The sequence below is a fragment of the Ensifer adhaerens genome (assembly GCF_020035535.1).
Taxonomy (GTDB): domain Bacteria; phylum Pseudomonadota; class Alphaproteobacteria; order Rhizobiales; family Rhizobiaceae; genus Ensifer.
Genome location: NZ_CP083350.1, coordinates 140210 through 159226, shown reverse-complemented (window position 1 = coordinate 159226; position 19017 = coordinate 140210). Strand labels below are relative to the sequence as shown.

General features: G+C 62.4%; 19 protein-coding genes. 17 read left to right on the top strand and 2 right to left on the bottom strand.

All coding sequences use genetic code 11. The features are described from left to right. Positions 1-78: 78 nt before the first annotated feature. Positions 79-993, top strand: coding sequence for a LysR substrate-binding domain-containing protein (locus tag LAC81_RS21100; RefSeq protein WP_223729169.1), 915 nt, complete (start codon positions 79-81; stop codon positions 991-993). Here LAC81_RS21100 and LAC81_RS21095 read toward each other — a convergent pair. Next, complete coding sequence (locus LAC81_RS21095) at positions 978-1904, bottom strand: LysR family transcriptional regulator (RefSeq protein ID WP_113537467.1); 927 nt, start codon at positions 1902-1904, stop codon at positions 978-980. The genes LAC81_RS21100 and LAC81_RS21095 overlap by 16 nt on opposite strands. A gap of 266 nt (positions 1905-2170) precedes the next feature. Between LAC81_RS21095 and LAC81_RS21090 the strand changes: the two genes are divergently transcribed. The 5 genes from LAC81_RS21090 to LAC81_RS21070 all read left to right on the top strand — a co-directional run bounded on the left by LAC81_RS21090 (position 2171) and on the right by LAC81_RS21070 (position 6537). Continuing rightward, the gene (locus LAC81_RS21090) at positions 2171-2953 is read left to right on the top strand and encodes a 5-oxoprolinase subunit PxpA (protein ID WP_419195842.1); all 783 of its coding nucleotides are present in this window, start codon (positions 2171-2173) and stop codon (positions 2951-2953) included. 114 nt (positions 2954-3067) lie between these two features. Then, complete coding sequence (locus LAC81_RS21085; protein ID WP_113537370.1) at positions 3068-3310, top strand: acetyl-CoA carboxylase; 243 nt, start codon at positions 3068-3070, stop codon at positions 3308-3310. After that, a complete protein-coding gene (locus tag LAC81_RS21080) occupies positions 3307-4692 on the top strand; it encodes an acetyl-CoA carboxylase biotin carboxylase subunit (protein WP_223729168.1) in 1386 nt (461 codons plus the stop codon). Before LAC81_RS21085 ends, LAC81_RS21080 begins: the two co-directional genes overlap by 4 nt. Beyond that, positions 4692-5567, top strand: a complete 876-nt coding sequence (locus LAC81_RS21075) for a 5-oxoprolinase subunit B family protein (RefSeq protein WP_113537368.1) — start codon at positions 4692-4694, stop codon at positions 5565-5567. The genes LAC81_RS21080 and LAC81_RS21075 overlap by 1 nt, the downstream gene beginning before the upstream one ends. Then, positions 5557-6537 carry a biotin-dependent carboxyltransferase family protein gene (locus LAC81_RS21070; protein ID WP_223729167.1) on the top strand — a complete coding sequence of 327 codons (981 nt, stop codon included), beginning with the start codon at positions 5557-5559 and terminating at the stop codon, positions 6535-6537. The genes LAC81_RS21075 and LAC81_RS21070 overlap by 11 nt, the downstream gene beginning before the upstream one ends. A gap of 176 nt (positions 6538-6713) precedes the next feature. Here the strand turns inward: LAC81_RS21070 and LAC81_RS21065 are convergent, their stop codons facing one another. Then, entirely contained in the window at positions 6714-7724 is a 1011-nt protein-coding gene (locus LAC81_RS21065) for a GntR family transcriptional regulator (protein ID WP_113537366.1), read from the bottom strand. 585 nt (positions 7725-8309) lie between these two features. On the opposite strand from LAC81_RS21065, the gene LAC81_RS21060 reads away from it, so the two are divergent. The 11 genes from LAC81_RS21060 to LAC81_RS21010 all read left to right on the top strand — a co-directional run bounded on the left by LAC81_RS21060 (position 8310) and on the right by LAC81_RS21010 (position 18950). Continuing rightward, a complete protein-coding gene (locus LAC81_RS21060) occupies positions 8310-9386 on the top strand; it encodes an ABC transporter ATP-binding protein (RefSeq protein ID WP_223729166.1) in 1077 nt (358 codons plus the stop codon). A gap of 90 nt (positions 9387-9476) precedes the next feature. Then, positions 9477-10367 carry an ABC transporter permease gene (locus LAC81_RS21055; protein ID WP_419195901.1) on the top strand — a complete coding sequence of 297 codons (891 nt, stop codon included), beginning with the start codon at positions 9477-9479 and terminating at the stop codon, positions 10365-10367. A gap of 2 nt (positions 10368-10369) precedes the next feature. Continuing rightward, the gene (locus LAC81_RS21050; protein ID WP_223729165.1) at positions 10370-11215 is read left to right on the top strand and encodes an ABC transporter permease; all 846 of its coding nucleotides are present in this window, start codon (positions 10370-10372) and stop codon (positions 11213-11215) included. Next, positions 11215-11961 (top strand): SDR family NAD(P)-dependent oxidoreductase, encoded by a 747-nt coding sequence (locus tag LAC81_RS21045; RefSeq protein WP_223729164.1) that lies wholly within the window; start codon positions 11215-11217, stop codon positions 11959-11961. The genes LAC81_RS21050 and LAC81_RS21045 overlap by 1 nt, the downstream gene beginning before the upstream one ends. A gap of 8 nt (positions 11962-11969) precedes the next feature. Further along, positions 11970-12749: an SDR family NAD(P)-dependent oxidoreductase gene (locus LAC81_RS21040; RefSeq protein WP_419195843.1), complete on the top strand. Its 780-nt coding sequence runs from the start codon at positions 11970-11972 to the stop codon at positions 12747-12749. A 121-nt stretch (positions 12750-12870) separates the two neighbouring features. Continuing rightward, a complete protein-coding gene (locus tag LAC81_RS21035) occupies positions 12871-14103 on the top strand; it encodes an ABC transporter substrate-binding protein (protein ID WP_113537362.1) in 1233 nt (410 codons plus the stop codon). Positions 14104-14252: 149 nt separating this feature from the next. Next, positions 14253-15359 (top strand): ABC transporter ATP-binding protein, encoded by a 1107-nt coding sequence (locus LAC81_RS21030; RefSeq protein WP_223729162.1) that lies wholly within the window; start codon positions 14253-14255, stop codon positions 15357-15359. Between the two features lie 33 nt (positions 15360-15392). Further along, the gene (locus LAC81_RS21025; RefSeq protein WP_223729161.1) at positions 15393-16274 is read left to right on the top strand and encodes a polysaccharide deacetylase family protein; all 882 of its coding nucleotides are present in this window, start codon (positions 15393-15395) and stop codon (positions 16272-16274) included. A gap of 56 nt (positions 16275-16330) precedes the next feature. Beyond that, positions 16331-16654 (top strand): hypothetical protein, encoded by a 324-nt coding sequence (locus tag LAC81_RS21020; protein ID WP_223730417.1) that lies wholly within the window; start codon positions 16331-16333, stop codon positions 16652-16654. After that, positions 16654-17733, top strand: coding sequence for a CobW family GTP-binding protein (locus LAC81_RS21015; RefSeq protein ID WP_223729160.1), 1080 nt, complete (start codon positions 16654-16656; stop codon positions 17731-17733). The genes LAC81_RS21020 and LAC81_RS21015 overlap by 1 nt, the downstream gene beginning before the upstream one ends. After that, positions 17730-18950 (top strand): ABC transporter substrate-binding protein, encoded by a 1221-nt coding sequence (locus LAC81_RS21010; protein WP_223729159.1) that lies wholly within the window; start codon positions 17730-17732, stop codon positions 18948-18950. Before LAC81_RS21015 ends, LAC81_RS21010 begins: the two co-directional genes overlap by 4 nt. Positions 18951-19017 lie beyond the last annotated feature (67 nt).

Genomic DNA, 19017 nt, shown 5'->3' with positions numbered 1-19017 from the left:
CAGTGGGTTTGACAGCTTGCTTCAATACCGTCAAATTCGTAATGAGGCCTAGAGCATAACCAAATATTATGGTGATCCATGAACTTGCGTCAGGTAGAGGCGTTCCGAACCGTCATGTTGACCGGGAAAATGACGGCGGCGGCGGAGCTGATGTCCATCACCCAGCCGGCGGTGAGCCGACTGATCCGCGACTTCGAAATCGATACGAAGCTGAAGCTGTTCGACCGTCGGGGAAACCAGTTGACGCCCACGCGGGAAGCGCTGACGTTGCTTCAGGAGGTGGAGCGCGCCTATGTCGGCCTATCGCGCATCAAGGCGTTTGCCGAAGAGATCAGCCGACAGAATGCCGGCATGCTTCGCATTGCCGCGATGCCGGCCCTTGCCAACGGGATTATGCCGCGTTTCCTTGCGTGGTTCCTGCGCGACCGGCCGAACGTTCATGCGTCGCTCAACGGTATTCCGTCGTCTCTGGTGATTGAGGCGGTCGCATCGGGGCAGGTGGACCTCGGCTTTGCCGACGGTCCGCTCGACCGTCCCGGATTCCTGATCGAGACCCGCCCAATACCGGCGGTCGTCGCGGTTCCCACGGGTCACAGGCTTGCCGACCGGGAAAACATCATGCCGGCCGATCTCGCCAACGAGCGCATGATTACACTGGAGCCGGGTACGCTGTTTGCCATGCGGGTAGAGGTGGCGTTGGCCGGCATTCCGCGGTCATCGACGTTGGAAACGCGCCTTTCCCATACCGCGCTGACGCTGGTCTCCGAAGGGGCGGGAATTGCGATCATCGACCCATCGTCCGCGACCGAATTCCGGGGGCGCGGCGTCGTCGTCAGGCCGTTCGGCATCTTCGTCGACGCCGGCTTCCTCGCGATCCGTCGCAGCCAGGGTTCCGATAGCGTCCTTGCCGAACGCTTCGTCACCGAATTCTGGAGCTATCATGAGGCGTTGCTGCGCGGGGACCAGGACTTCCGCGTTCAATCCGCTCCATAGGAGCCGGCCCGGCCGCCCGGACTGTGGAAGGCCTGCTGGAAATAGGAACGAAGCGCCGTCATCGCCGGCGTGAACTCGGTGCCTCGGCGCCACGCGAGGCCGACATCCATCGCCGGAACCGCGTCGCGCACGTCGATCGTTTCGATGCGGCGCCCTTCCAGCGACCAGGGGCGGTGAACCATGTCCGAAAGGATCGCCACGCCCTGGCCATTGGCGACCAGAGACCGAACCGCTTCCACCGATGACGTTCGAAGGATGACGCGCGGCTGAAAGGTCGACGCGCTCCAATATTTGAGCGAGGTGTGGGCGGCCTCGTCGACCGTCAGCATGATGTAGGGTTCTTGGGCGATCTCACGAAAACCGACATTGTCGCGCGCAAGCAGCGGGTGCTGGGCGGGAACCCAAAGCCGCCGCGTCGAACTCATGAGCTTCTCGGTTTGAAGCGCGGGATTGAGAATATTTGACGTGAGCAGTACGGCCATATCGTAACGGTTCGTCAGCAACCCTTCCTCGATCGACTCGCGGTTGAGCTCGAACAGCTGAACCTCGAGCTTTGGGAACAGCCGCCGCAGCCGCTCGATGTGCTGTGGCAGGAAGTAGCCGATCACCGTATAGGTGGCTGCAATGGCGAGCGTCCCCTCGACCGAACTGCTGACGACGTTGAGATGCGTTGCCTCGTCCACCTTCTTCAGGATCTCGTAGGCATGCGAGAGAAACTGACGGCCCGCCATGGTCAGGTCCATGCCGCTCGGCGTGCGCAGGAAGAGGCTGGCTCCCACGATGCGCTCCAGCTCCTTGATCGCGGTGGTGATGGCCGACTGCGAAATGGAGAGATCGACGGCAGCCTGCGAGATCTGCCCGAGTTCGGCGGTGGCGACGAAATAGCGAAGCTGGCGAAGGCTGATCGACATCGACTTCTCTTCTTATTTTTCGATAATGCAGGTCTGAAATTCAGAAAGCCTGCTCGCTCCTTGTGCAGATATCTAACCGCGTTGCAGGCAGACCTACGTAAACTATGGTTTTAGCGGTACTTTCTCATGGGTGATATTGCAACTGCGAATTCTGAAAAACAGATATTCGGCATATAATAATAGAATTTTTCAAATGCACTAAATGCTCCTAGCGTTTCCTTCATTGAAGGTTTGGCCGGCTTTCGAGGCGGCCCTGATCGAAGGGAATGACTTTGCTCGACGTCGTCGACATCAACTGTGACATGGGAGAGGCCTTCGGTCGCTGGCATATCGGCGACACCGACGATGCGACGCTCATGGCGCTGATCAGCTCCGCCAACATTGCCGCGGGCTTCCATGCCGGCGACCCCAACCTGATGGACGAGACCGTGCGGCTCGCCGCCGAGCATGGCGTCGGAATCGGGGCGCATCCGGGCTACCGTGACTTGCAGGGTTTCGGTCGCCGCAAGATCGCGGGCACCGCACGCGAACTGGTCAACGATATCGTCTACCAGGTGGGCGCCATTCGCGAATTTGCAAGACGGCACGGCACGAGTCTGCAGCATGTGAAGCCCCACGGCGCGCTTTACATGGAGATGGCAGTCAACCGTGAACTCTCGCAGATCTTCCTGCAATATATGCGCACGGTGGCACCGACCGCCTTCGTCTTCTGCATGGCCGGTTCGGAGACGGACATCGCCGCGCGTGAAGTCGGGCAGCCGGTCATTCGCGAGTTCTATGCTGATCGCGACTACGACGACAGTGGTTCGATTGTCTTTACCCGTGACGCCGGGCGTCCCGACCCGGCCGCGATCGCGCGAAAGGTGGTGCGCGCCTGCAAGGAAGGGCGCGTGCGAACCGTGACCGGTAGCGACATCGACATCGCGTTCGAATCCATCTGTTTCCATTCCGATACACTCGGCGCACTGGATATCGTGCGCCTCATGCGGGAAGCGCTTGCGGCAGAGGGTATTCGCATCGCTCCTGTTTCACAGCTTAGAGCGGGATGAGGAAAAATGTGGGCGGATTAACGCCCGCATCTAACTCTAAGTTATTAGAATTAATCATGCTTTTTGTCGGTCCGACCAAAAGCATCAAGACCAAATGACAAAGCGGAGGCAACCATGAGCAAGCACGAAATCCGATCGCCCCTTCCAGGAACCTTCTATCGGTCGTCTGCTCCGGATGTCCCACCGTTCAAATCGGACGGCGATGCGGTGGCCTCGAATGAGGCGATCGGCCTGATCGAAGTGATGAAGACCTTCCAGGAGGTTCAGGCGGGCGTCACCGGCGGAAGCATCCGTTTCCTCGTAGACAATGAAGAACCTGTTATGGCCGGCCAGGTGATCGCCGAGGTGGAACAATGACGATCCGCTCGGTCCTGATTGCCAATCGCGGCGAGATCGCCGTGCGTATCATCCAGGCGGCAAAGGCGCTAGGCATCCGCACGGTCCAGGTCTACAGCGCTGCGGATGCCGACATGCTCGCGGTGAAGCTCGCCGACGAGGCCATCGAAATCGGCCCGCCGGCGCCGAAGAAATCCTACCTCAATATCGAGGCGGTCATCGCCGCGGCGAAGCGTGCAGGCGTCGATGCCGTGCATCCGGGCTACGGCTTCCTGTCGGAGAACGGCGATTTCGCCGATGCGGTGGTTGCAGCCGGCATAATCTTCATCGGCCCTTCGGGTGACGCCATCCGGCTGCTCGGCGACAAGGTGCAGGCCCGTGTCGTCGCCGAGAAGGCAGGTGTGCCGACGGTGCCCGGCAGCAACGGCCGGATTTCGAGCGTGGAAGAGGCGCATGCGGTAACGGCTGAGACCGGCTTTCCGGTCATGATCAAGGCGGCCGCGGGCGGTGGAGGGCGAGGCATCCGCATCGTCAACGATCTGGCGGAGCTCGACAAGCAGTTCCCCCAGGCGTCGGCTGAGGCGCTCGCCTCTTTCGGCGACGGCGGCCTCTACCTCGAGAAAGTCATCACCCGCGCGCGTCACGTCGAGGTGCAGATCCTCGGTGATGGCGAGAACTTCGTGCATTGCTTTGAGCGCGAGTGCTCGCTGCAGCGCCGCCGCCAGAAGGTTTGGGAAGAGGCGCCTTCGTTCCTCCTGCCTGCAGATGTGCGACAGAAGCTCTGCGACAGCGCCGTGGCGCTCGCCCGGGCCGTCGGCTATCGCGGCGCCGGCACCGTCGAATACCTCTATGACGACGAGACGCGAGACTTCTACTTTATCGAGGTCAACACCCGCATTCAGGTCGAACATCCCGTCACCGAGATGATCACCGGCATCGACCTCGTGCAGGAGATGTTCCGTGTCTCCGGCGGCGCGCCGCTCTCCGTGTGCCAATCGGACATCGCCGTGCGCGGCCACGCGATCGAGTGCCGGATCAATGCCGAGGACCCGGCGCGCGGCTTCATGCCGGCGCCCGGCAAGATTTCCCGTTTGAGCGTGCCTGAAGGCGAGGGCGTTCGTTTCGATACGATGCTCTACGAGGGCTACACGATACCGCCCTTCTACGACTCCCTCCTTGGCAAGTTGATCGTCTGGGGCGAGGACAGGTCAGCGTGTCTCGCCAGACTTTCGCGAGCGCTTGCCGATTTGAAGATCGAAGGGGTGCCGACGACGATCGCCCTGCATCAGGCGCTGGCCGCTGACGCGCAAGTCGCGGCCGGTGCGTTCCACACCCGCTTTCTCGAAACTTGGCTGGAAACCGAATTTGCCGCCCTGGGCGGCCGCACCGCGGAGGTCGCGTGATGCCGACACGTTATACGTTTGGAGGCGACGAGCATCTGTTCGTCGAATGCAGCGACGAGATGTCGCTCGAGGCCTTCTTCAAGAGCCTTTCCATGGCGAAGGGCGTGCGGGAGAGCCGCATCCGCGGCGTCACGGAAATCTGCCCGGCGAACGCTTCTTTCCAGATCAAGTTCGACCCTGATGTCATCAAGCCGGATGACGTTCTGAAGGAAGTCCGCGCGATCGAAGGGGCGGCGGAGCGGGCTGAGCCGGTCATCCGCACGCGCATCGTCGAGATCCCGGTTTTCTACAACGACCCCTGGACGCACGACACGCTGATGCGCTTCCGTGAACGGCACCAGGACCCCGGCGGTACAGACCTCGACTATGCGGCGCGCATCAATGGCTACGACGCTGTGACCGACTTCGTAGCCGCCCACTCAGGCTCGCCCTGGTTCGTCTCAATGGTCGGTTTCGTTGCGGGCCTGCCCTTCATGTATCAGATGGTCGAGCGGCAGCGGCAGATCGAGGTGCCGAAGTATCTCAGGCCGCGGACCGATACGCCAAAGCTGACGGTCGGCCACGGCGGCTGTTTCGGCTGCATCTACTCGGTGCGGGGCGCCGGCGGCTACCAGATGTTCGGCATCACGCCGATGCCGATCTTCGATCCGACGCAGACGACCAGCTATTTGCGCGATTTCATGGTGTTCTTCCGCCCTGGCGACATCGTCAAGTTCAAGCCGATCGACCGCGACGCCTATGATCAGGCGGTCGAGGACGTCGACAAGGGGCGCTTCGCGCCACCGATCCGCGACGTCAGCTTCGACCTGCGCGAGTTCCAGAAGGACATCACCGGATACAACACCAAGCTGGAGGGTGTCCTCAATGGCCATTAATGTGCTGCATCATGGTCTGGCGACCACCATCCAGGACCTCGGCCGCCCCGGCTACTTCCATCTCGGCATCCCGATCGGGGGTGCAATGGATCGCTACGCGATACGCGCTGCCAACCTGCTCGTCGGCAACGACGAGGGCGCTGCCGGCCTGGAAGCGGTTTTTCTGGGGCCGAAGCTTGAGTTCACCGAGGATGCGCTCGTTGCCGTCACCGGCGCCGACATGCCGGTCAAGGTCGATGATGTCCTTCAGCCGGGATGGACCGCTTTTCGGGTGAAGGCCGGCCAGACTCTGAGCTTCGACTTTCTGAAATCCGGCGCGCGCATCTATATCGCCGTTTCCGGCGGCATCGACGTGCCGGAAGCCCTTGGCAGCCGCTCGACCTATCCGATCGGCGCGCTCGGTGGATACAAGGGACGCGCGCTCGCAGCCGGCGACGTGCTGCCGGTTGGGCAAGCGAGCGCCGGCCGCGAAGGACTGGCGGTTGACGAAAGCCTGCGCCGCAGGCCCGCGGCACCTGCTGCGCTGCGCGTGCTGCCCGGGCTCTACTGGGATCGCCTGACGGATGAGGCAAAGCAGAGCTTCTTTGCCGACGAGTGGAAAGTGGCGCCGGAAGCCGACCGCATGGGCTATCGCTTCCGCGGTGGCCGCAAGCTCAGCTTCGTCGATCGCGACCAACCATTCGGCGCCGGCTCCGATCCTTCGAACATCGTCGACAGTTGCTACCCCTACGGCTCGATCCAGGTGCCGGGCGGCACGGAGCCGATCATCCTGCATCGCGACGCCGTATCGGGCGGCGGTTACTTCATGGTGGGGACTGTGATCTCGGCGGACATGGACCTCATCGGTCAGTTGCAGCCGCATACGCCGACCCGCTTCGTCGAGGTGACGATGGAGGAAGCATTGGCGGCTCGCGCCGAAGAAGGCAGGCGGCTCGAAGCCTTGCGGGCGGCGATTGCCGGAAAGGCGTGACACTATCGGCGATCGGCCGCCCAAGCGGCCGTTGGCCCTCAACATGAACAGTTCGATTGCAGCCGGCGACTAGGCGCTTTAGTGACGAGGGGCGAATGATGAGGAGGGCGGACCTGACTTTGCGATCGTCGTCGTCCGCAGCAGTTCGCGGCGCGCGTCTCGCATCGTTGCACCCGCTATTCGACGACCCGTGTCAGGTAGGCAGCGGTGACGCTGGGGCCGGGAATGATCGCCACGATCTTCATTTGTGCGATCGTCCGGTTCAGCGACGCGTCGATATGGCTTTCAAGCATCGACGCCGCCGCCGCATTGGCGCCGCGCGTCATCAGCTCGACAATAAGTTTCAGTTCCGCGATGACTGCCGGGTCGCCCGGCAGCCCCAAATGCCGAAGCAGTCTCTCCGTGGCCGTCACCGGCAAGAGGTTGTTGCGGATCAGTTCGCGCAGGCGTTCGTTCGGCATCGCAAGCACGCAGGCCTCGGTGAACTCCACCAGAATGTCTTCGAGGCCCAGCCAGCCGTCCTCGTCCTGCGTCTGGCCGAAGTCGACGAGCCGGTTGAAAAGCGCTGTCAGCCGGCCTCGGTCGATATGCGGCGCGCCAAGCGCCAGTGCCTGCGGCTCCAGCAGCCGGCGCAACATGAAATGATCCTTTACCGTCTGGGCCGTCAGAGGCCCGGCGATCCAGTGCGAGCTCTGGTTCTTGCGCACGAGCCCACGCTCGCGCAGACGGGTCAGAACGTCGCGCACAACCGTCCGGCTGACGTTGAAATGGTTGGCAAGCTCGTTTTCGATGATGCGGTACTGGCCGAAGATCACGCAGCCGGCCACATCGTTCTCGATCTCGTCGTAAATGCGCTCCCAGGACGAACGGCTTTGCAGGGCCTCGTCGGCATGTTGCGGAACGATGAGGCCGAGTGTCTTGATGTCGGTTCGGTTCGGTTCGATTGCCCGGCCGGGTGGACCGACGAGATAGCCGCGCCCTTTGAAGCGGTGCACGAGCCCGTCGCTTTCGAGCTGCAGCAAGGCGCGCTGCACCGGCGCGCGCGAGATCTGCAGGATATCGGCGATCGGCCCTTCGAGAAGGACGAGGCCGGGCGGCAGCGTGCCTTCGGCAATGTTCGTTCGCAGCACATCCTCGGCAATTTCGTATCGGCGCTGCGGATTCTGGCCGAGGCGTGGCTCGCTCATGCGGTCTGGCATCTTCCGTTTGGCTGGCAAAGTCGTCTCCTTTCTTTACGCCACTTGCCGGTGACCGTGACAGCGCAAAATAAATGCATATTGAATACACATGTGCATTTTTCTGCGCGGTTGTCCATTGTGTTGTCATGGAAAGGCGTTTCGCCTCTGCAGGAGCGCGGAGCCTTGCGAAGGCGGCACAGGCTGCAGTCAAGTTGAGGAGTTGTGGCGGTTGCGCTCGATGAAATGCGCAATTCCACAGTGTTTCGCGGATGACTTGATGACCGCTGCGTGGCGATGAACGGAAGTGTCGCCTTCTTGGGTTAAGGCGCAATATTGCCACGCATCTGCATCCGACAAAAACCGAATAAAAGTCTATTGCATACAAAAATCATTCATGTCATGGTTCGTGACATGCAAGCGCTCAGAAGAAGCGTGCAGGTGGAACTTATTTTTTAAATCGCAGAGGACCGTGATCTCAGCCGCGCATGTGACCCATGCGTGATCGCTATCGCATGTGCGTTCGGATGCCTGATCGGCGCCGGCGAGGGCGAAGCGTTGGCTGGTAGCCGGTCGGCGATAACGGGCAGGAAAACGATGTCGACAGTCCTACAGCTCAAGAACGTCACCAAGGCTTTTGGCGAGATGCGTGCGCTCGATGGTATCGACCTCGCGCTGCCGGGCGACGCCTATATCTCGCTCCTAGGGCCGAGTGGCTCCGGCAAGACGACGCTTCTGCGCGTCATCGCCGGTTTCGAAGATCCGGACGGCGGCAGCATCGTGTTTGACGGCAAGCGCATCGACACCGTAGCACCGCATCAGCGCGGCATCGGCTTCGTGTTCCAGAACTTCGCACTCTTCCCACATCTCTCCGTCGCCCAGAACATCGCCTTCGGCCTGGAAAACCGGGAGGTCGAAGCGGTGACGGACCGCAGGGTGATCGATGCTCGGGTGAAGGACATCATCGCTCTCGTCGGCCTGACCGGCCTCGAAGGCCGCGCCGTCACACAGATTTCCGGTGGTCAACGGCAGCGCGTCGCACTGGCGCGCACGCTCGTCACCGAACCGCGTATGGTCCTGCTCGACGAGCCGCTCGGCGCGCTCGACGCCAATCTGCGCGCCCGGATGCGCACCGAACTCCGCGCCATCCGCGAACGCTGCGGCGTGACCTTCCTGCACGTGACGGGAAGTGAGACCGAGGCCTTGGCAATGGGCGACACGGTGCTGGTGCTCGATCGCGGCCGGATCGCGCAATCGGCCGATTCCGATACAATCTACAACCGTCCGGCGTCACCGGCGGTCGCTCGCTTCCTCAATTGCTACAACCTCTTTCCCGGGCGTCTTGAGGGCGGCGCCTTTGTCGGCAGTGCCGGGCGCTTCTCGCTGGGCGGCCGCGCGGCAACCCGCGCGACGCAACCGGCCTATGCGATCCGCTACGACCGCGTTGCCGTGCGCCCGCGCGAAGCGGCGACAGGTGACGATGAGGTCCGCGTCGAAGGCAACTTCGTTGCCAGCGAATATTCCGGCGCTGCGGTCAATTCCTTCTTCACCCTGGATGACGGGCGGGTCTTCGAAGTGGAGACCCATCTCAGCCATGCCGCCCCTGAAGCCTATGAGGATCAGGGTCGCTACGCGCTCGTCTGGAAGCGGGAGGACGCCCTTGTCTACGCTTGAAACGTCTACGCCTGAAACGCGCGCAACTGAAACGGCCAGAGCCTGTGCCTCGGTGCTGCGCTGGTCCCCGGAGATTGAGAGATGAGCATGATGGCCGTTGCGGAACAGACGGAAGCGGAAACCGTCACTGAGAGGAAGCCCACCGGGAAGGCGCTATGGCTGCTCGCCCCTGGCGTTCTCTGGATGGTCCTGTTCCTCGTCCTGCCGATGCTGATGATGGTCTATGTGTCCTTCTGGACGCAGACCACCTTCAAGATCGAGCCGACGCTGACGCTGAAAAGCTGGGTCACCTTTTTCACCAGCGATACCTATCTCGGCGCGCTGTGGACGACGGTACGCATCTGGCTGATCGTGCTCGTCGCCACCGTTCTCGTCGGCTACCCGGCGGCGCTCTACGTCGGGCTGTTCGTCAAGAACAAGGCGCTACAGACGGTTCTGCTCGTCCTTTGCGTCATTCCCTTCTGGACCTCGTTCCTTATCCGCGTTCTCGCCTGGCGCCCCATGCTCGGCAAGGAAGGGGCGATCAACATGATCCTGATGAACCTCGGCATCACCGATGCGCCGATCGAGGTCCTCCTGTTCTCGGAACTCTCGGTGATCATCGGCATGACGCAGATCTACTGCGTCTTCATGGTCGGGCCGATCGCCTTCATGCTTGGCCGTATCGATCACTCCGTCATCGAGGCGGCGCAGGATCTAGGGGCCGGCTTCTGGCGGATCTTCCGCACGATCATCCTGCCGCTCTCCATGCCGGGCGTCGTCGTCGGTGCGATCTTCGTCTCGGTCATGGTGCTTGGTGAGTTCGCCACCTCCGCAGCGCTCTCCGGCCGCAAGGTCAACCTGCTCGGAAACATCATCGTCACCCAGGTCGGCTCGTTGAAATGGGCATTTGCTGCGGTCGCCGGCGTCGTCCTCACCATCCTGATGGGCGCCGTCATCGCCGCTCTGCTCAGGGTCGTCGACCTCAGGAAGGAACTCTGATCATGAACGCCAGCGGCATGAAACTCGGCCTCGGCGCCTATACCGCGCTCTTCCTGGTCTTCCTCTACGGACCGCTTGCTGTGCTCGCGATCCTTTCGTTCCAGACCGGACCGGAAGGTGGGCCGCAGTTCCCGATCATCGAGTGGTCGACCTATTGGTACCAGCATCTCTTCGGCCTGACGCCGCCGTCGCGTATTGCACCGCTGCCGATCGAACAGGCGCTGGTGCGTTCGCTCGGCCTCGCAGTAATGACCATGATCGTCTCGACCGTTCTGGGTGTCACCGCAGCGCAGGCCTTTCGCCGCAAGTTCCGCGGTTCGGGCGTGGTCTTCTATCTCATCGTCCTCGGCATGATGGTGCCCGGCGTGCTCGTCGGTCTCGGCATGGCGCTCGTTGCCAATACGCTCGGCATTGACCGCCACTGGTGGGGCACCGCCTTCGTGCTGCATGTGGTCTACACGTTCCCCTTCGCCTTCCTGGTGATGCTTGCGATCTTCAACCGCTTCGACCCCAGCATGGAAGAGGCGTCCTGGTCGCTCGGGGTTACCCCGGCGCGCACCTTCCGCAAGGTTACGTTCCCGCTGATCTTCCCCGGTGTGCTCTCGGCGATGCTCTTTGCTTTCACGCTCTCCTATGACGAGTTCTCACGCACGCTCTTTGCCTCGGGCCGTGATCTGACGCTGCCGCTTGCGATCTACGGCACCTTCTCGGTCGAGGTGCATCCGAACGTCTTCGCCTTCGGCGTGCTGACGACGCTCTTCTCTTTCGCGCTGCTCGGCACCTATGGGGCCTTGATGACGCTGTCGGTGCGCCGCGCCAAGCGCGTTGCGATCCAGGAGGAGGCGTAATGGCAGACGCTTCTTCGCCAGCCGCGATCATCACCGGCGCCGGCTCCGGCATCGGTCGTGCCATCGCCTTGAGGCTCGCAACTGACGGATATGCCGTGCTGGTCAACGATCTCTCTGCCGAGCGCAGCCAGGCCGTCGCCGCGGAGATCATCGCGGCAGGCGGCAGGGCGACCGCGGCGGCCGGTGATGTTTCCAATGAGGCCGATGTTCGCGGAATCGTGGAGGCCGGCGAGCGCGCTCATGGCACGACGACTCTGCTCGTCAACAATGCCGGTATCGCCCATCAGGCGCTGTTCGAGAACCTCGAGGTCGGCGACTTCGACCGCATGTTCGCGGTTCACGTGCGCGGAACGTTCCTGATGACCCGGGCGGTGCTGCGCCCGATGCTTGAGCGCGGCGAGGGCGTGATCGTCAATATCGCCTCGCAGCTCGGTCAGATCGGTGGCGTCGAACTCGTCCACTATTCCGGCGCCAAGGCCGCGATCATCGGCATGACCAAGGCGCTGGCCCGCGAGGTGTCGAGCCGCGGCGTTCGCGTCAATGCCGTCGCGCCCGGGCCGATCAATACACCGCTCGTCATGGAACTCTCGGACGACTGGCGCGCAGCCAAGAAACAGCAATTGCCGCTCGGCCGCTTCGGCGAGCCGGAGGAGGTCGCAGCCACGGTGTCCTTTCTGGCATCGCCGGCGGCCAGCCTCTTCGTTGGCCAGACGCTTGGGCCGAACTCCGGCGATGTGATGCTTTGACAGGAAAGATGGAAATGACAAATCCTCCCAAGACTTCCCGCATTGTCATCGTCACCGGTGCCGGCATCGGCATCGGCCAGGCGACCGCCAAGTCCTTCGCAGCCGCGGGCGACCATGTGGTCGTAACCGATATTTTAGAGCGTGAGGGTGCGGCCACTGTCGAGGCGATCCGTGCTGCCGGCGGCTCGGCCGAGTTCGCCTATTACGATGTGCGCTCGACGTCTGCGACGGATGCACTGGTGGCCGACGTCGAAAGCCGCCACGGCCATATCGACGTTATCGTCGCCAATGCCGGGATTGCCCATCGCACGCCGCTTGGCCAGTTGACCGACGACAAGTGGGATCTCACCTTCGACATCGACTTGAAGGGCATCTTCCGGCTGGCGCGCGCCGCGGCTGGCGGCATGCGTCGCCGCGGCAAGGGCAGCATCGTCGCGCTCTCGTCGATCATGGGCGTTGCCTATGGCTGGGAGGAGCATGTCCATTACTCCGCTGCCAAGTCCGGCGTCGTTGGCCTCGTCCGCGGACTGGCGGTCGAGCTCGCGGCTGACGGTGTGCGCGTCAATGGCGTGGCGCCCGGCTACATCCGCACGGCGCAGCTGCTCTCCGAAGAGAATTCGCTCGGTCCCGCCGGCGCGGAAGCCGCGGCGGAGTTCATCCCGATGAAGCGCCTCGGCACCCCTGAAGATATCGCCGAGGTCATCGCGTTCCTGGCGTCCGACAGTGCTCGCTACATGACCGGTCAGGTTCTGGTTGTCGACGGCGGGCTCCTGGTCGGGCGCTACTGATCGGTCTTGGAATTGTGCGGCGGGCGCTTAGGCCGCCGGACTGAGTGCCGCGGTGGCGGCGAATGATGAATGGGGGCCGATGAACGGTCTCCGGGGAACAACGAAAACTGGAGAAGAGACAATGCCTAGTATGGAAATCAATCGCCGCTCGCTCCTCAAACGCTCCGCCGGGATGATGGCGCTCGCGATAGGAGGCGGAACACCGTTCCTCTCCTCGCGCGCAGCCTTCGCACAGGCAAGCGACCTCGCTAGCCAGCAGCTTCGCACCATCGGTCTCTCGGTGACCGTGCAGGAGCGCATCCTCGAGCAGTTCAAGGCGGCTGCCGGCGTCGGCGGGACCTCGGGAACGGCGGCGACCTTCCCGGACGCACAGACGAAAATCCTCTCCGGCTCCAAGGACTATGACTGCTGGGAGATCATCGCCGAACGCCTGCCCTCGATCGTCATGACCAACAATGTCGAGCCGATCCCGGCCTCGGCCCTGAAGAACTGGGCGAATATTCGCGATACCTTCACCACCCCCAGCGACAAGTGGGATCGCGCCGCGCAGATCGTCGGGCAGATCTGGACCGACGATAGCCAGGCCTCGCTCAACATGGTGCCGGCCGTCTATAACTACGACTCCATCGGCTACAATCCGGACGTTCTTTCGGCCGAGGAGGCCAATAGCTGGGCGGCGATCTTCGATCCGAAGTGGAAGGGCAAGTCCGGCATCAACACCGATCCGCTGATCGCGATCGGTCAGGCGATCATGGCGATGAACTCGCTTGGCCTTTCCGACGTCAAGAACCCGGGCAACCCGACCGCGGCTGAAATCGACGAGGCCGCCGCCTTCCTGATCTCCAAGAAGAAGGACGGTCAGTTCCGTGCGCTCTGGGGTGATTTCGGCGAACTCGTCAACCTGATGGCATCGGGCGAAATGGTGGTCTGCGACGCCTGGCAGCCGGCCGTCATGGCCGTCAAGGCGCAGGGCAAGCCCTGCCGCTACGCCGTGCCGAAGGAAGGCTATCGCGGCTGGGCGATCGGACCTGCGATGATCGCCGGCACGACGAACAAGGAAGCCGTCATCGCCTATGCCGACTATTGGCTCTCGGGCGAACCGGGCATCACCGTTTCGGAACAGGGCTACTATTCGCCCTCGACCAACATCAAGAACGTCATGGCGCCGGAAAAATACGCCTTCTGGTACGAGGGCAAGCCCTGGGTCGGTGCTGCGGAGCGCGGCATCAAGGAAGGCGACCTGCGTGACGGCGGCTCGCTCGAGGAGCGCGCCAAGAACGTCGCCTACTGGCACCAGTGGCCGGATGAATACGATCACCTGATCCAGAAGTGGGACGAGTTCCTGAACGCCTGATCGAACACGCCGGGCGGCGCGCCGCCCGGCTTTTGAGACATGGTGCATGGCTCCGAGCGACCACCCGGTCGTCTCACATACGAACGGTCGGGATGGCCGGGGCCATGCGCCGGATAGCCGCGATTTCAGACAAGCTCCGGAGAGCCACGATGATCTTCGACCTCGAACTCAACAATGTCGGCAAGGTCTATGACAACGGCACGCCTGCCGTGATCGACTTCAACCTGTCCGTCGCCAAGGGCGAGTTCATCGCGTTCCTCGGCCCCTCCGGCTGCGGCAAGACGACGACGCTCAGGATGATCGCTGGTTTCGAGGCGATCTCCTCCGGCGACATGCTGATCAAGGGCAAGCGGATGAACGACGTGCGGCCCGAGCATCGGCCGACCTCGATGATCTTCCAGAGCTACGCGCTTTTTCCGCACATGACGGTGCGCCGCAACGTCGGCTACGGTCTGGAGGTGAAAGGCATGGCCAAGGCGGAGCGCGACGCGAAGGTCGACCGCATCCTGGCGACACTTGGCCTGGAAGACATTGCCGATAAGAAGCCCGACCGGCTCTCCGGCGGCCAGCGGCAACGCATCGCTCTGGCGCGCGGCCTGGTGGTCGAGCCCGACATTCTGCTGCTCGACGAACCGCTCGGCGCGCTCGACGCCAATTTGCGCAAGGCGATCCAGAACGAGCTCAAGCTGCTGCAGAAGACGCTCGGCGTGACCTTCATCTTTGTCACGCATGCCCAATCCGAAGCGCTTGCCCTGTCGGATCGGATCGTCGTCATGAACCAGGGTCGGGTCGAGCAGATCAGCCCGCCGCATCAGCTTTATACACGGCCGAATACGGCCTTCGTCGCCCAGTTCATCGGCAACAACACCATCTTCGATGGCGAGGTGGATGGTGCCTCCGGCGAGCGGGCTCTGGTGTCGACTGCCGTTGGCCAATTGTCCGGGCGCGTCAATGGCGCCTTCGCCGGCCGATCACGCGTCAACGTCGTCATTCCGGCGGAGGCGATCGAAGTTCACGCAGCTGCACGTGTAGACCGCGACCGTATCGCCGCGAACTACGGTGGCAACGTCGTCGCCGCCAACGTGCGGCGCTTCGACGTCGTCGGTCATGTTTCGCATCTGACGGCGGCACTTCCGGACGGACGCACCGTCTCGCTGGAGGCCCATGTCGACAAGTACCAGCCCGACGCCTTCCCCGTCGGTGCCGACATTCTTCTGAGCTGGCAGCCGGGCGAAGCAACCGTCATCCCAGCCTGACTTTTTGAACGAAAAACACGAAGGAGACATACCATGGCCAAGGAAATCCTCTGCAGCTTCGGCATCGACGTCGATGCGGTTGCCGGCTGGCTCGGATCCTACGGGGGCGAGGATTCGCCGGACGATATCTCGCGCGGTCTTTTTGCCGGCGAGGTCGGCAGTCCGCGGTTGCTGAAGCTGTTCGAACGTTTCGGCATCAAGACCACCTGGTTCATCCCCGGGCACTCGATCGAGACCTTCCCGGAACAGATGCAGGCGGTCGCCGATGCCGGACACGAGATCGGTATTCACGGCTACACCCACGAAAACCCGATCGCCATGACCCGCGAGCAGGAAATCGAAGTGCTCGACAAGTGCATCGAGCTCGTCACCAAACTGTCGGGCAAGCGGCCGACCGGCTATGTCGCCCCCTGGTGGGAGTTCTCCAACGTTACCAACGAGCTGCTGCTTGAACGTGGCATCAAGTACGACCACTCGCTGATGCACAACGACTTCACGCCCTATTATGTGCGTGTCGGCGACAAGTGGACCAAGATCGACTATTCGAAGAAACCATCGGACTGGATGGTGCCGCTCACGCGCGGCAAGGAAACCGATCTGATCGAAATCCCGGCCTCCTGGTATCTCGATGATCTGCCGCCGATGATGTTCATCAAGAAGTCGCCGAACAGCCACGGCTTCGTCAATCCGCACGATATCGAGCAGATTTGGCGCGACCAGTTCGACTGGGTCTATCGCGAGATGGACTATGCCGTGTTTCCGATTACCATTCACCCGGATGTCGCCGGACGCCCGCAGGTTCTGATGATGCTCGAGCGGCTCTATGCCCACATGATCAAGCATCCGGGCGTGAAGTTCGTGACGATGAACGAGATCGCCGACGATTTCGCCAAGCGCTTCCCGCGCAAGAAATAACCAGCCCAAGGGGGCGGTTTGCCGCCCCCTTTAGACATTTTTGAATGGACAGCATCATGTGTTCCCTTTGCGGCATCCTCGGCGGCAACGAACATTGGGCGGACGCCGTGGCGCGACCCGGTGTCTTCACCCGCAATGTCGAGCGGATAGATCGCCGGCGTGAACGCGCGAACCGTGTGCGCATCGCCAACACGATGCTTGCGCGCTTCGGCCTGACACTTGCCGATTGGCAAGGCGCATCCTTCGTGCTGTCGACGCGGACCGGCAAGAGCGAGATCATCGAGGATCTCGGCCATTTGTGGCCGGCGGCCGAACGGCTCTGCGGCCGGGTCTGCGATCCGCTCGATCCTGCCTTCATTGCCGTGGCGGAGGAAATGTGATGGCCGAGGAGATACCGTTGCTCACGCCCATCAACCTTTTGACCGGCTTCCTCGGATCGGGCAAGACGACGCTGCTGTCGCGGCTGCTTGCCGACCCGGCGCTCAGCGACGCCGCGGTGCTCATCAACGAGTTCGGCGAAGTCGGTCTCGACCACCATCTGGTCGAGCGTATCGACGACACCATGGTGCTTCTGCAGTCCGGTTGCCTCTGCTGCACCGTCCGCGGCGAACTCGCCGACGCCATCAAAGACCTGCATTCCAAGCGCGAGCGCGGGGTCGTGCCGCCCTTCCGGCGCATCGTCGTCGAAAGCACTGGGCTCGCCGATCCGTTTCCGGTGCTGTCAACGATCAAGGCGGATCCGGTATTGCGCCATCACTTCCGGCCGGGAAACGTCATTACCACGGCCGATGCCGTCAACTGCCTGACGCAGCTCGAAACCTATGTCGAATCCAACCGCCAGGCTGCGGTCGCCGATCGCCTGGTCGTCACCAAGTCGGATCTGACCGATGCCGGCACTGTCGTGGCTCTGTCAGACAAGCTGCGGATCATCAATCCGGATGCGCCACTGGTGCTGGCTGGCGAACCGGACCTCGACCTTGCCGCTCTCATCGACGAAGGGCCGCCTCTACGCGCGGGCAGCCTGCAATCGGTGAGCGGGTTCTATTGCGATGCGCCGACGGTTTTGACCACGGCTGACGGTACGGCGCATGCCTCCGCCGTGACCTCATTCGTGATGACGGTCGAAAGGGCGGTGGATTGGACCGCTTTCGGCCTCTGGCTGACGATGCTCCTCAATCGCCACGGGGAGCGGGTTCTCCGGGTCAAAGGTATTCTCAATATTGCCGGGGAGGATCGTCCTGTCGCCATCCACGGCGTTCAGCATCTGGTGCATACGCCTGTCCACATGGAGCGCTGGCCGGATGAGGATCGACGCTCGCGCATCGTCTTTATCGTTGACGGTCTCGATGTTGGACTGCTCAAACGGTCGTTCGAAGCATTCTCGCTCGATCGGTCGCCCGCATTCGCCCCGGGTGTGGCCGAGGAACCGGTACTACAGGAACGCCTTTCGTCCCTATGAGCAAGCACAAGCCTGATCAATCGACCGTCGCCACGCCCGCCCTGCATCTGGCCGGGCGGCCGAAGCTCCGGGTGCTCGGTACGGCGATTTCCCTGCTTGAGGAATTGCGGCTGCGCGCCGAAGAGGACCTCGGCATCGAGGTGGTGTTCGACAACAACGATTTCCTGACGACCCAGCACAAGGCGGCGCAGGAGCCGGACAGCTACGACATCTACGACCAGTGCTTTCACAATCTCGATATCGTCTGGTACTGGCGGGCGATCCAGCCGATCAGCATCGGACGGATTGGGCTCTGGGACGAGATCAACGATCTGACGAAGACCGGACATATAGGGCCCAACGCGCGGCTGGGGCAGGGTGACGCCCCGGTCAAGAAGCTCTTCGTCCAGCCGAATCTGGAATTGGGCGATGCGCCATCGACGTCGATCTCGATGTTGCCGACGACCCATAACTTCGACAGTTTCGCCTATCGCACGGATGTGGCGCCCAACGCGGTTGCTATGAACAGTTGGGCGGCACTGCTGGACGAGCGCTGGGCTGGCCGCGCTGCATTAGTCGACGAGCCGGCAATCGGCATCTTCGATGCAGCGCTCGCTGCTCAAGCTGCTGGCCTGATGAGTTTCGACAACATCGGCAGCATGAGCGTCGATGAGATCGATCGTCTGATCGGGCTTCTCGAGGAGCGCAAGAAGGATGGCTACTTCCGCGCCTTCTGGCGCACCGCGGAGGATGCGGCCCGCCTGATGTTGCGCGGCGAAACGGACATCCAGAGCATGTGGTCGACCGGCATCAACATCCTCAATGGCCAGGGTGTGCCCGTCGAGCAGGCAGTACCCGCCGAAGGCTACCGCGCCTGGCACGGGGGACTATGCCTCGCGCGCCATCTCTCGGGCCGCATGCTCGACGTCGCCTACGAGTATCTCAACTGGTGGATTTCCGGATGGCCGGGAGCCGTGGTCGCGCGGCAAGGCTATTACATCTCGACACCCGAGCGCTCGCGGGCATTCATGTCGGCGGCGGAGTGGGACTATTGGTATGGGGGGCTGCCGGCGGCGGAAGACCTGCCGGGGCCGGATGGCACGATCCGCATCAAGGCGGGCTCGGTGCGCAGCGGTGGCTCCTATTGGCAGCGCGCCAATTGCATTGCCGTTTGGAACACGACGATGGACGAACACAATTATCTGGTTCGTCGCTGGATGCAGCTTGTGGATCGATAACGCGCTTCGGGCTCGAGTGGATTTTCAAGAAGTTACTGTATCTTTTTGTTTTTACGTATTTCGTGGC

Coding starts and splice junctions, on each gene's coding strand:
- LAC81_RS21025 (WP_223729161.1), top strand. CDS start 15,393: ATGGCCAAGGAAATCCTCTGCAGCTTCGGCATCGACGTCGATGCGGTT.
- LAC81_RS21095 (WP_113537467.1), bottom strand. CDS start 1,904: ATGTCGATCAGCCTTCGCCAGCTTCGCTATTTCGTCGCCACCGCCGAA.
- LAC81_RS21055 (WP_419195901.1), top strand. CDS start 9,477: ATGGCCGTTGCGGAACAGACGGAAGCGGAAACCGTCACTGAGAGGAAG.
- LAC81_RS21070 (WP_223729167.1), top strand. CDS start 5,557: ATGGCCATTAATGTGCTGCATCATGGTCTGGCGACCACCATCCAGGAC.
- LAC81_RS21075 (WP_113537368.1), top strand. CDS start 4,692: ATGCCGACACGTTATACGTTTGGAGGCGACGAGCATCTGTTCGTCGAA.
- LAC81_RS21030 (WP_223729162.1), top strand. CDS start 14,253: ATGATCTTCGACCTCGAACTCAACAATGTCGGCAAGGTCTATGACAAC.
- LAC81_RS21100 (WP_223729169.1), top strand. CDS start 79: ATGAACTTGCGTCAGGTAGAGGCGTTCCGAACCGTCATGTTGACCGGG.
- LAC81_RS21090 (WP_419195842.1), top strand. CDS start 2,171: ATGACTTTGCTCGACGTCGTCGACATCAACTGTGACATGGGAGAGGCC.
- LAC81_RS21035 (WP_113537362.1), top strand. CDS start 12,871: ATGCCTAGTATGGAAATCAATCGCCGCTCGCTCCTCAAACGCTCCGCC.
- LAC81_RS21080 (WP_223729168.1), top strand. CDS start 3,307: ATGACGATCCGCTCGGTCCTGATTGCCAATCGCGGCGAGATCGCCGTG.
- LAC81_RS21010 (WP_223729159.1), top strand. CDS start 17,730: ATGAGCAAGCACAAGCCTGATCAATCGACCGTCGCCACGCCCGCCCTG.
- LAC81_RS21015 (WP_223729160.1), top strand. CDS start 16,654: ATGGCCGAGGAGATACCGTTGCTCACGCCCATCAACCTTTTGACCGGC.
- LAC81_RS21020 (WP_223730417.1), top strand. CDS start 16,331: ATGTGTTCCCTTTGCGGCATCCTCGGCGGCAACGAACATTGGGCGGAC.
- LAC81_RS21085 (WP_113537370.1), top strand. CDS start 3,068: ATGAGCAAGCACGAAATCCGATCGCCCCTTCCAGGAACCTTCTATCGG.
- LAC81_RS21050 (WP_223729165.1), top strand. CDS start 10,370: ATGAACGCCAGCGGCATGAAACTCGGCCTCGGCGCCTATACCGCGCTC.
- LAC81_RS21065 (WP_113537366.1), bottom strand. CDS start 7,724: ATGAGCGAGCCACGCCTCGGCCAGAATCCGCAGCGCCGATACGAAATT.
- LAC81_RS21060 (WP_223729166.1), top strand. CDS start 8,310: ATGTCGACAGTCCTACAGCTCAAGAACGTCACCAAGGCTTTTGGCGAG.
- LAC81_RS21040 (WP_419195843.1), top strand. CDS start 11,970: ATGGAAATGACAAATCCTCCCAAGACTTCCCGCATTGTCATCGTCACC.
- LAC81_RS21045 (WP_223729164.1), top strand. CDS start 11,215: ATGGCAGACGCTTCTTCGCCAGCCGCGATCATCACCGGCGCCGGCTCC.